10 protein-coding genes and 1 pseudogene are annotated in these 11361 nt (G+C 42.4%); 5 read left to right on the plus strand and 6 right to left on the minus strand.

Annotation, left to right across the window (positions count from 1 at the left end):
* Positions 1-833: 833 nt before the first annotated feature.
* Together KP803_RS21445 and KP803_RS21450 are read right to left on the minus strand one after the other, a co-directional pair.
* A pseudogene (locus tag KP803_RS21445) lies at positions 834-1231 on the minus strand (nuclear transport factor 2 family protein).
* A 332-nt stretch (positions 1232-1563) separates the two neighbouring features.
* Positions 1564-1737 (minus strand): hypothetical protein, encoded by a 174-nt coding sequence (locus tag KP803_RS21450; RefSeq protein WP_248010894.1) that lies wholly within the window; start codon positions 1735-1737, stop codon positions 1564-1566.
* 251 nt (positions 1738-1988) lie between these two features.
* Between KP803_RS21450 and sbcB the strand changes: the two genes are divergently transcribed.
* From sbcB to cdd, 4 genes are all read left to right on the plus strand, one after another.
* On the plus strand, positions 1989-3413 hold the full coding sequence (sbcB, locus tag KP803_RS21455) for an exodeoxyribonuclease I (RefSeq protein WP_248010895.1): 1425 nt from the start codon (positions 1989-1991) through the stop codon (positions 3411-3413).
* 108 nt (positions 3414-3521) lie between these two features.
* Positions 3522-3887, plus strand: coding sequence for a CidA/LrgA family protein (locus KP803_RS21460; protein WP_248010896.1), 366 nt, complete (start codon positions 3522-3524; stop codon positions 3885-3887).
* Positions 3887-4564, plus strand: coding sequence for a CidB/LrgB family autolysis modulator (locus tag KP803_RS21465; protein WP_248010897.1), 678 nt, complete (start codon positions 3887-3889; stop codon positions 4562-4564). The genes KP803_RS21460 and KP803_RS21465 overlap by 1 nt, the downstream gene beginning before the upstream one ends.
* Positions 4565-4750: 186 nt before the next feature.
* On the plus strand, positions 4751-5638 hold the full coding sequence (gene cdd, locus KP803_RS21470) for a cytidine deaminase (protein ID WP_248010898.1): 888 nt from the start codon (positions 4751-4753) through the stop codon (positions 5636-5638).
* Positions 5639-5753: 115 nt separating this feature from the next.
* Here the strand turns inward: cdd and KP803_RS21475 are convergent, their stop codons facing one another.
* The 3 genes from KP803_RS21475 to KP803_RS21485 are packed head-to-tail and all read right to left on the minus strand — an operon-like array spanning position 5754 to position 9001.
* Positions 5754-6227, minus strand: a complete 474-nt coding sequence (locus tag KP803_RS21475; protein WP_248010899.1) for a response regulator — start codon at positions 6225-6227, stop codon at positions 5754-5756.
* Positions 6214-7578: an ATP-binding protein gene (locus KP803_RS21480; RefSeq protein ID WP_248010900.1), complete on the minus strand. Its 1365-nt coding sequence runs from the start codon at positions 7576-7578 to the stop codon at positions 6214-6216. Before KP803_RS21480 ends, KP803_RS21475 begins: the two co-directional genes overlap by 14 nt.
* Before the next feature lie 4 nt (positions 7579-7582).
* Positions 7583-9001, minus strand: coding sequence for an SLC13 family permease (locus KP803_RS21485; protein ID WP_248010901.1), 1419 nt, complete (start codon positions 8999-9001; stop codon positions 7583-7585).
* Between the two features lie 305 nt (positions 9002-9306).
* On the opposite strand from KP803_RS21485, the gene purT reads away from it, so the two are divergent.
* A complete protein-coding gene (gene purT, locus KP803_RS21490; RefSeq protein WP_248010902.1) occupies positions 9307-10482 on the plus strand; it encodes a formate-dependent phosphoribosylglycinamide formyltransferase in 1176 nt (391 codons plus the stop codon).
* Between the two features lie 130 nt (positions 10483-10612).
* Here the strand turns inward: purT and KP803_RS21495 are convergent, their stop codons facing one another.
* A complete protein-coding gene (locus KP803_RS21495) occupies positions 10613-11263 on the minus strand; it encodes a thiopurine S-methyltransferase (protein WP_248010903.1) in 651 nt (216 codons plus the stop codon).
* Between the last annotated feature and the right edge of the window lie 98 nt (positions 11264-11361).

An 11361-nucleotide genomic window follows, 5' to 3' on the forward strand; every position in this document is an offset into this window, starting at 1 on the left:
GGCTGTGACCTTAAATTCAGTTGTATATTGTTGCGTCTTTTTACCTGATATATAAGCTGGCATAACCACCTCCAATGTCAATTGAAGGTGTCCACTAGATCGGGTCAACTACAGAATTACTCTTAAACAGATTGTTATGTTTACCATAATCACATGATTTACCTGGAGAAATAAATGTTACTTAAGCTTCATTTCCGGAGCCAAACCACAAAGCATAATCAACTTAGCCAACCTTCGATTTATCCTATCAATAGGCAAAACAGGAGCAATAAGAAATTGAATAAATTAGCCTGTTCTAATCAAGTCAGTATTGTGACACTAACAAAGAGATATAAGATACGAAAAAACCGAGTATTTCGAGGGAGAAATACTCGGTGAAGTGAGCCAAAGGCTCAAAGGCTTGTTGCAATATTGATTGAACCATATTCCAACAGATATTGAGTATCTTCTTTGTATCAATAAGCTAGTATGTGGTTTACTTGGAATCAATTGCCTAGACGCTGGGCCCATAGACATCTTTAAGCCAGCTAAACAAAAAAACCAACCGCCACGACCTGACAATGAAGCAACCCACGAACATTGGCATGTTTTACGGGTTGAGAGGTGCAAGAACTTAGACCGACAATATGGATTTGCTGAGTCTACTAGGGACGAATTGCCAAAGGGACAAAGAACTAGAGCCCAAGATCTTTAAGCCCTTGAAATGCAAATAAAAATAACGCCTTGTTAATTGGTGAGAAAACGCTGCCACCAAACTTTGTATGACCACCTTAACCACTGAAGCTGACCATTACAAAAATGCCGAGCGTTTTTGAATCCAGTTGAAAAATTTGTTATATGCTTTTTGTAAAACCTTCGCTATGTGCCAATTTGAAAGGCTTACAAGGCGTACCTTGATGGTATTTCAACTGCCAACCAGTATCAATAAATGCCCAAACTGAACATCGCTTAGCATAATCACTAATTTCACCATTCTCACTTACAATTGCAGACTCGTACTTTAGAAGCTTTACAGAAGGCTCAAGCTGAATACATTCATAGTTTTGAGAATGGACTTGGGTATTTGACACTTTTTCCGCCTCTATCATTTGTACAATTGAAGCGAAGTCGTAACTCTCTCCGGATTTACCAATTTCAGTAAAGCTAGTATGAATTAGACGGTCGATAACAGCTTTATTGTGACGAATTTGGTGTTGGTGCAATTCACTTCCTGCTCAATCAATATATCCATTTTTCCTCCTAAGCTGATATAGCATATAACGCTAATTAGACGGAATAATTCCGTTTTTCATTTCCGTCTATATTGCTCAAAGATTACATTTAACTCAATAAGTATCAATGCTTTATTTTTAGTTTAAAGATCACAATACAGAAAAATACCGTCTAGTAAGCAAGGAACTGTTCATTCGCTGAATTTGCTTACTTTTGAGCGATAAAAACCGAGTCAGATCATGTAGCCTGAATCACCTTGATGTTTTCGCATTCTATTTGCTCAGAAATATCCGTTATTATCGAATACAATAAAGGCTCCAATACATTAGAGCCTTCACTAGCAATCAGCATTTAATTTGCGTTTAACCAGTCGGATAAGCTTATTGAGGCCGTAAGTGGATGGTCTAAAGTCATAGGGTCTGGTTCTTCCCCCACTTTCTCGGTGTATGCCAACAAATCGACCGCATCCAGTAGAGTGTCATCACCCAATTCTCTCGCATACTCCCACGCCTCACTCTCTGCCATGTGAAATCTGGCGAGTTTCTTTTCTTGGGCGAAGAAGTCCGCAGCCTCGGTGATGGTGAGGCTTTCCGGCCCAGTAGGGTTAACCGCCTATTAGGTAGCTATATTAAATTAGTCGTTCAAAACGGCTATACAATAGATTCTATGTCAGTTTGTTTCTGACTAATAGCTCCTGCTCTCTACAACCAGATTGCCATACAACCCCTGCGATGGTCTAATATGCCTAAGCTAATGACCTATCTGGTAAATCAACCATGCAACAAGAGCAGCAACCTACCTTCTTCTTTTTCGACTATGAGACTTGGGGAGTAAGCCCTTCAAAAGATCGCCCAAGTCAATTTGCCGGTGTTCGTACCGATGAAGATTTTAATATTATTGGGGAGCCTCTTGTTATCTATTGTCAGCCACCAGCTGATTATTTACCTAATCCAGAAGCTGCATTAATTACCCGCATTACACCGCAAAAAGCGCAGTCACAAGGTTTACCTGAGCCTGAATTTATCGCTAAAATTCACGAAGAGATGGCAAAGCCGAACACCACAAGCCTCGGCTATAACAACATTCGTTTTGATGACGAAGTTACTCGCTACACTTGCTACCGTAACTTTATTGACCCATACGCATGGAGCTGGCAAAACGGAAACTCTCGTTGGGATCTACTTGATGTCATGCGAGCGTGTCATGCCCTTCGACCTGACGGTGTGGTATGGCCTGAAAATGAAGAAGGCTTTACCAGTTTTAAACTTGAGCATTTGTCAGTTGCGAATGGGATTGAGCACGAAAACGCGCACGATGCGATGGCCGATGTAATTGCCACTATCGAAATGGCGAAAAAGCTAAAAGCAGCCCAACCAAAACTGTTTGGGTATTTTCTCAGTATGCGTCATAAACGTAAGCTCAATGAACTGATTGATATCGTTAACATGACGCCTTTAATGCATGTGTCTGGCATGTTTGGCCGTGATTGTAATTACACCAGTTGGATTGTTCCTGTAGCTTGGCACCCGACCAACAAGAACGCCGCTATTGTCGTTGATCTTGCTAAAGATCCATCGCCTCTTCTAGAACTAAACAGCGATGAACTACGAGAGCGTTTATACACAAAACGTTCTGAACTAGCTGAAGATGAGTTACCTGTTCCGATTAAACTTCTTCACATCAACAAATGCCCTATTCTTGCACCAGCAAAGACACTAACAGCAGAGAATGCGGAACAAATTGGCATTGATCGTGAACAGTGTTTAAAAAATCTGGCGTTGATTAAGCAGAACCCTGAGATCCGCGAGAAACTCATTGGTTTGTATAGTGTTGATCGTGAATATGAGAAAAGTGATGATGTAGACTCGATGCTATACGATAACTTCTTCTCACCAACTGACAAAGCGTCAATGGATATTATTCGCTCTACCGATCCAACTCATCTAGCGGCATTAGACATTACATTTAATGATGAACGTATCGATCCACTTCTGTTTCGTTACAGAGCAAGACACTACCCGTGGACGTTAGATGAAAAAGAACAAAGTCGTTGGGCGAATCATTGCAGAGAATATTTCGAGAACAATATTGAAAGCTACATGTTGAATCTAGAAAATCTGGCTCACGAACATGAGACCGACGAGAAGAAAATGGCCATCTTAAAAGCCGTTTACCAATACGTTGAAAAACTCGCTTCATAGCCAAAGATAAATCAAACCGTTAGAATCAAAGTGAACCTTATTGAGTGTTCACTTTATTCAAGTAAAAACGTCGGTGTTTAACCTTCTAGAACAAGGCAGTTCCCTATAGTGGTCAATAAAATAGCAAAATATATTATTTCAATGCTGCTCATCTTAGTGAGTTTAGCCATAGGAAACTTCATTCAAACATGGATGAATACGGCCATTCCTGGAAGTGTGTTTGGCATGCTAATTTTATTTGCTCTACTCGCGAGTAGATTAGTTCCTGTTGAGTTCGTTAAGCCTAGCGCATCATTGATCATCCGTTACATGATTTTGTTGTTTGTTCCTATCAGCGTAGGGTTAATGCTTCATTTTGATACCCTTATAGATAATGCTCTGCCAATATTAGCCGGAACAGTGGGTGCCAGTTTTATAGTGTTAGTCTCATTGGCTTACTTTCTTGATCGTTTTTTGAAAAAGGAAGGCAAGTAATGTGGCTACCAATAACCATTGTTGTTTTTCTCTTTGCCCGCTGGGTTAGCCAAAAACTCAATAACCCTTTGCTAAATCCATTGATGATCAGCATCGCGATTTTGATTCCCATACTAATTTGGCTAAAGGTGCCCTATGAGCAGTATTATCATGACAATCGTTGGATTAACTACCTTTTGCAACCAGCCGTTGTCGCTCTAGCCTACCCTTTATACGAACAGCTGCCACAGATACGAGCAAACTGGCGAATCATTATGTTAGCGTGTGGTGTAGGCAGTATTATGTCGATGTTCACATCAACAATAATCGCTATCTTTATGAAGACGGAACTGACGCTGATTGCGAGCTTGCTTGGCAAATCTGTCACTACACCAATCGCTATGGAAGTGTCTAGCAGCCTTGGGGGTGAACCTGCCATTGCCGCGATATTCGTTTTATTGGTTGGCTTGTTTGGCGCTATGTTTGCCTACCCTATCTACAACCTTCTTAATATTACTCACCCTATTGCCCGTGGACTTACGATGGGCACGGTATCACATGCTTTAGGCACGGCAACATGTGCAGAAAAGGCACCAAAAGATGCGGCCTTTAGCTCACTTGCCCTCGTCATTTGTGGTGTTATCACCTCTATTTTGGCTCCGTCATTCTTTGCCTTTGCTGTATGGCTACTCGTTTAAAGACTAAGATTTAACCTACTGTTAACAGTATCAATATCTTAATGGGCTGAATTCACCTTGAAATTGTGTGACCTCACTCCCGCAATGCAAGCTGCAACATCATTGCATTAATAGATGTGATCCCGATCTCGGTATAATCCTCTTCTTTCAATAGAATGAATGTCAGTTGAAATAAGAGGTCTCACAATGAATACCCAACTTGAAAATGCACTCCAAGAGTCACCTGAAGCAATATCTCGTTTTTTATCACCTATTGTTTTAGATGAGAACTTTGATGCGACTTTATCAAAAGAACAGTTCGACCAGCTTCTTGAGATCTCTGGCTTAGATGATGCTGAACTGCGCGTTGCACTGCTTCCTTTTGCTGCGGCTTTCTCCTATGCGCCGATATCCAACTTCTTTGTAGGTGCTATTGTTCGCGGTCTGACTGGTCGATTGTATTTTGGTGCCAACCTTGAAATTTCTGGTGCTCAGCTAGGCCAAACGGTTCACGCCGAGCAATCTGCAATTAGCCACGCTTGGATGAAAGGCGAAGAAGGAATCAGTGATATAACGATCAACTTCAGCCCTTGTGGTCACTGTCGTCAGTTTATGAATGAGCTAACCACTGCGAAAGAGCTTGTTGTTCAGCTTCCTCAAAGAGATCAAAAATCACTGCAACAATATTTGCCAGAATCATTTGGGCCGTCTGATCTCGGCATCACAACGGGGTTAATGACAAAACTCGATCACAAACATACCTGTGATGAGAGCGAAGAACTTATTTCCATCGCTTTAAAACGCCTAAACAGCAGTCATGCTCCTTATACGAATAACCTAAGTGGCGTTGCAATTCGTTTAACCAATGGAAAAATCTACAGCGGTTCGTATGCTGAAAACGCAGCATTCAACCCTAGCCTACCTCCGTTACAGGTAGCAATGATTCAACTGTTGATGGATGGCGGTTCGTTAGAAGATATTGAAAGTGCCTCGCTAATTGAAATGGCAAACGGAAGTATTAGCCATATAGCCGATACTCAAGCAACGCTTGAAGCCATTAACCCCGACATTGCGATTTCCTATTTGGCGATTTAGAACACATAGCTTTCAGTAAATCGAGAGTGTTATTGTTTTAAAATCTCTAATAAAAAATGCTCAGCAATTTGCTGAGCATTTTTAGTTTTTGCATCGAACTCATCGTTTCCAAGCGCTATCTTAAGCGCGCTAAAACAACCTCTTGATCGAGGTAATTTTGGTAATCCGTATAGTCCAACCCTTGGTCAAAAATAAACTGAGTTACTAAAGTACGTACGCTGCTGACCAGTAAATCAGCCTTCCAAGGCTTCTCAAAATAATGATTAATGCCCGCTATGTTAATCGCATCGATCGTGTCAGAGTGTGTCGCCTGGCCTGTTAACAGTATTTTCTTTGTATTCTTAAACCGTGCGTCGACAGACACTTCCGTTAATAGCTCAACGCCCGTTTTACCTGGCATCACATGATCAGAAATAAGTACCGCAATCATCTCGCCTTCAGAGTCTAATTCATCCATCAACTCCAATACTTCATCTGCTGACTCGCAATCTTCAATGTTTAACCAGCTTGTTAATGGTTCCAAATCTTGAAGTACTGCACTTAACACCTCTCGCTGATCATCAACGCAAATTAGATTAAGCTTCTCCATGTTCACCCTCGATTGGTAATTTAATTCTAAAAATGGTTTTCTCACTATCACTTTTCACCGCAATGCTGCCGCTGTAGCCAGAGACAATACGTTTAACGATAGAGAGCCCTAAACCTAAGCCGAACGATAGCCCGCCTTTTTTGGTCGTAAAATTAGGTTGGAATATTTTCCGACGAATTGACGGCTCTATTTCAGGCCCGTTATTCGATACTGTTACTAAAATTCTGTTTTTATTAACTCGGGTTTGTATCTCAATGGCGGGTGACTCAATGTCTTCCATCGCATCACACGCGTTTTTGATGATGTTTACCCATACCTGTACGAGCTCTGTTTGAGAACCCTTAAACAGGGGTAACTCCGCAGGGCGAATACGTACCGAGACTCGCCGTAAATCACTTTGCAACAGGGCAACGGCTCGATTGATCGTGTCGTTAATATCCAGATCTTCATCTAAGTCGATATCGGTACGCCCCAATTGCTTAACCGATTTCACAATGCCAACGGTATGCTTCGACGCTAAACGTAGGTCGTGAATGTCACGCCCCATTTGCCAATAACGTATCGCGTCTTTTGGCGATGTCAGCCAACGAGCTTCTAATTCATCGGCTTTGACGGCGCGGGCTAACTCTCTAGCCAACTCTTTAGGCAAACTATATTGCTTCTCAAACAGCTTCCCGCGTTTACGCACTTCACTGGAACTGCTTTTTTGCCCGAGCATTAGGCCTTCATCAAAAAACTGACTCGCTTCTGGGTGTACCTCTTCTAACAGCTCTAATAGTACCGATTCAAGGCGCTCAGATTTACTGCTAACCACCCCAATGGCATTATTTAGCTCATGTGCAATCCCTGCTGCTAGTTGGCCTAGCGTTGTCATCTGTTCCGCATTATGAAGTTTCTGTAACGCTTGCTCTTTTGCAACGGCTTCTTGCGTTGCACGTCTCTGCCTGCGATTAAGCTCATTGACGATAACAGGCGTAAATTGAGCCGTGATCGGTCCAAACTTGTCAGGTTCAATGGCATCAGTAGAACGGTCTATCCACGCAAGCTGTAACTCTGTTTTCGCCAAAACCGTTGATGACGCTATCCAGGTTTCTGAAAAGAAACTATGCACACCAATAAACGCACCTTGAGAGGCAGAAAACACTTTGGTTTGCACATTACCTTTCGTGGAATAGCCTTTTGTGGAATTGCCTTCGGTGAAATAACCTTCTAACTCTCCACTTAGAACATAGTAAAGACGATCATTATGCTCGCCCTGCTCTAACACCGTCGCACCTGCCTTAACCGACAACTGTCTTTCATCGTCATTAAAGTAGCGCAGAATGAGCTGTTTAAATTTCTCTTCAGGCATGTGGCTAACCTATATGTCCGACTGAGTGCAGAATCCACACCATAACGAAGCTCAACAAGACACCAACCACACCCAATATTATCCCTACTTTCGCCATCTGATTCGTTTGTACATTACCCGTGGCGTGCGCTAACGCGTTTGGCGGTGTACTGATTGGTAGCGACATACCGAGTGAAGCTGCGAACGTAACCACTAAAATCAGAGTCAACTCTCCGCCTAATGGTGTTAATGACGCCATGGATGAACCTAACGCTGCCATTATTGGCATCAGCAAGTTAGCGGTTGCGGTATGAGACATGAAGTTTGCCATCACTAGACACAAGAAGGCCGCGCCAAATAGAACAACATAAGGAGAATAAGCATCGAATGGGATGCTGTTTACGATTAGTCTCGCCAGTCCTGTTTTATCAAGAGCAAGGCCAAGGGCAATACCACCGGAGACGAGCCAAAGTACATCCCACGATATTTTCTTTAGATCTTCTTTGTTAATAATGCCTGTAATTGAAAATACCGCGACGGGAATGAGTGCAACTGTGTATGAGTTCATGCCATGAGACGAGCCCATTAACCAAAGAATGATGGTGGCGGCAAAGGTAATGTACACCGTGATCGCTTTGGGTGTTTTTAAGAACTTTCCTTTGATACTCAGTTCAATGGTTTTCTGATCCGCTTTGTAAATAAAGCCAATTAAAAACCAAGCTAGCGCCATCATAACGATCACAAATGGCACGCCAAATGCCATCCACTCTCCAAACGTAATAAGGTTGTCACCAACCAAATATTTTAGAGCAATCGCGTTAGGAGGCGTTCCTATTGGCGTGCCAATACCACCGATATTGGCTGCGACAGGAATACATAACGCAAAGGCTATTCGACCTGGATCTTTCGGGCCAAATACGGCAATGACTGGCGTCAGTATCGAAAGCATCATCGCGGTCGTTGCCGTGTTCGACATGAACATGGAAAAGATACCGGTAATCAGCATCAACCCGAGCATCACATACTTAGGATTTTGACCAAAAGGTTTGAGCAACACACGAGCTAAGTTTACATCCAAACGATACTTTGTCGCCGCCATCGCCAAGAAGAACCCGCCCAAGAAAAGCATGATAATAGGGCTTGAAAAAGTCGCCATGATTTCTTGGTATTGGAGTAGCTCGCCGAAATGGGCTTGACCTTCATCTAAACGGAAAAAGAATATCCCTTTATTGGAAACCATCAGCAGCAATAGCACAATGATGACGACGGAGGTCGCGTAAATAGGTATCGGCTCAAAAACCCAACACAAGGCAGCAAGAAGAAATATTGCTATAACGCGCTGTTGAATAATCGTTAGCCCATCAAATGGGAAAGCCGATAACGGTAGAATTAAAATGATTAGAGGGATAATAATGGGGATGATGTACTTCAAATACTGACGCATGATACGACAACTCTTCCTGAGATTGATTAACGACAACGTGTTTCTAATGAGAGAAACAATTTTGAGCAAATGCTCCTTACCTTTAAGCTGACTATTATTAAAGTGTTAGAAATTGTTTGCTACGTTTTAGATCAATGAAATGCGAATCTAATGATCTCAAGGCATGGTCGATAAGATCTTATTTCTGAGACGTTTTCTGTTGTTTATTCACTCATTTTTCTTTTTGCGCAAACGTTTGCTTTTATTGCCACGATCCGTATCATTCGTCACAGAATTTACTATCAGTATTGATGATGAGGTTTTTTATGTTTGGTACCGCAACGAGCAACGATGCAACTCGCGTTTTACTTCTTGGCTCTGGTGAGCTTGGAAAAGAAGTTGCTATTGAATGTCAGCGTTTGGGTTTTGAAGTTATCGCCTGTGATCGCTACGAAAATGCACCAGCAATGCAAGTTGCTCACCGCAGTCATGTAGTTGATATGCTTGATGGCGATGCTCTGCAAGCTCTAATTGAACTAGAAAAACCAGATTATGTTGTTCCAGAGATTGAAGCTATTGCTACCGATAAGCTTGTTGAACTTGAAGCTCAAGGGCTAAACGTTGTACCAACCGCTAACGCAACGAAACTTACGATGAACCGTGAAGGCATTCGTCGCCTTGCGGCAGAAGAGCTAGAGCTAACGACTTCACCGTACAAATTTGCCGACACATTCGAAGAATTCAAAGCAGCGGTCGAGTTTACTGGTCTGCCTTGTGTTTGCAAACCAGTAATGAGCTCTTCAGGTAAAGGCCAAAGCGTCATGAAGACTGAAGACGATATCCAGGCAGCATGGGATTACGCTCAAGAAGGCGGCCGTACCGGTGCTGGTCGAGTTATCGTTGAAGGCTTTATTGATTTTGATTACGAAATCACGCTGCTGACTGTTCGCGCAGTGGATGGTGTTCATTTCTGTCAACCGATTGGTCACCGTCAAGAAGATGGGGATTACCGTGAATCATGGCAGCCTCAAGCAATGACAGATACGGCTCGTAAAGCGGCGGAATACAGCGCAGAGAAGATCGTTAACGCACTCGGTGGTTACGGTATTTTTGGTGTTGAGCTATTCATAAAGGGTGACAAAGTGATCTTCAACGAAGTCTCCCCTCGTCCACACGACACCGGTTTAGTAACTCTCATCTCTCAAGAGCTTTCTGAATTTGCACTTCACGTTCGTGCATTTACTGGCATGCCAATTAATACCATCACTCAATATGGCCCTGCAGCCTCTGCCGTGGTATTGGGTCAAGGTACTTCAACGAACATTCGTTATGAAGGGCTTAATGAAGCGTTAGCAATGCCACAAACTCAAATTCGCTTGTTTGGTAAGCCTGATATTGATGGTCGTCGCCGCTTAGGTGTTTCTCTGACGCGTCGTAACAGTGTTGATAAAGCGATTGAAGATGCGATTGAAAGTGCTCAAAAAGTGAAAATCACTTACTAAGCCCTCGCTTAAGACTTGCTAAGAGCGGACTGAATCTCCAGCTCTAAAAGCTAAAAATCCTAACTGCCGTTTTGCAAAACGAGTAAGTTAGGATTTTTTATGCCGGTAACTGAATCAAGTTAAATCGACGTTATTGCTGTTCAATTAACCAAACCTCTTCTGCAAAGCGGCTTAACCCTTTCTTCGCTCTTTTAGGGTGACTCTCATCGGCTTCATCACGATATAAGTGCGTAATTTTGTATTCAGAGAACAGAGTTTCCACTTCGCTTTTAGGCACACTAAAAGGAGGACCTGCCATCTCTTGCTGTGGGTAATCTAATGTGACGAGCAAAATACGGCCTGATTGAGTAAGCTTAGATTTAATCAGTTCAACATAATCACTTCGCATACTTTCAGGAAGAGCAATTAGAGCGGCACGATCATAAATAATATCCGCCTTTTCTACTGGCGCAGTAAAGACATCACCGGTGAAAATAGACAACTCATCAAACTGATACAATTCATGCTGTCCGTTTAATGTCGTTACCATTGGTGTGTAAAAGTGCTCTGCAAAAAATGAACGAACTGCAATTTGGCTTAACTCAACACCTTGAATGCTATCGTGCTTGCTCGCAAGCCAAACCAAATCTTCCGACTTTCCACATAACGGAACAAAAACAGAATCACTTCTTTTAGGGGCTGTTTTAGGCCAATAATTGATGAGTAAAGGGTTTACATCCTCTAAATGAAAACCGATTTGGTTGGCTGCCCATTTGTTATGCCAAAATTCTGGATCTTGCATTCAACTTCCTTCGTGATCTGGGTTTGCAATTTAGACGCAAAGTCTATCTTGCAAACTCCATTCAGACCACCCTATTCATGCACCTTATTTTCTCTGGT

Origin of the sequence: Vibrio amylolyticus (genome assembly GCF_023145695.1) — a bacterium.
GTDB lineage: Bacteria > Pseudomonadota > Gammaproteobacteria > Enterobacterales > Vibrionaceae > Vibrio > Vibrio amylolyticus.

What these genes read in the sequence shown, in the direction of transcription:
- KP803_RS21480 (WP_248010900.1), bottom strand. Translation starts at nt 7,578, where the DNA reads ATGCCTGAAGAGAAATTTAAACAGCTCATTCTGCGCTACTTTAATGAC.
- cdd (WP_248010898.1), top strand. Translation starts at nt 4,751, where the DNA reads ATGAATACCCAACTTGAAAATGCACTCCAAGAGTCACCTGAAGCAATA.
- KP803_RS21475 (WP_248010899.1), bottom strand. Translation starts at nt 6,227, where the DNA reads ATGGAGAAGCTTAATCTAATTTGCGTTGATGATCAGCGAGAGGTGTTA.
- KP803_RS21495 (WP_248010903.1), bottom strand. Translation starts at nt 11,263, where the DNA reads ATGCAAGATCCAGAATTTTGGCATAACAAATGGGCAGCCAACCAAATC.
- purT (WP_248010902.1), top strand. Translation starts at nt 9,307, where the DNA reads ATGTTTGGTACCGCAACGAGCAACGATGCAACTCGCGTTTTACTTCTT.
- KP803_RS21450 (WP_248010894.1), bottom strand. Translation starts at nt 1,737, where the DNA reads ATGGCAGAGAGTGAGGCGTGGGAGTATGCGAGAGAATTGGGTGATGAC.
- sbcB (WP_248010895.1), top strand. Translation starts at nt 1,989, where the DNA reads ATGCAACAAGAGCAGCAACCTACCTTCTTCTTTTTCGACTATGAGACT.
- KP803_RS21485 (WP_248010901.1), bottom strand. Translation starts at nt 9,001, where the DNA reads ATGCGTCAGTATTTGAAGTACATCATCCCCATTATTATCCCTCTAATC.
- KP803_RS21465 (WP_248010897.1), top strand. Translation starts at nt 3,887, where the DNA reads ATGTGGCTACCAATAACCATTGTTGTTTTTCTCTTTGCCCGCTGGGTT.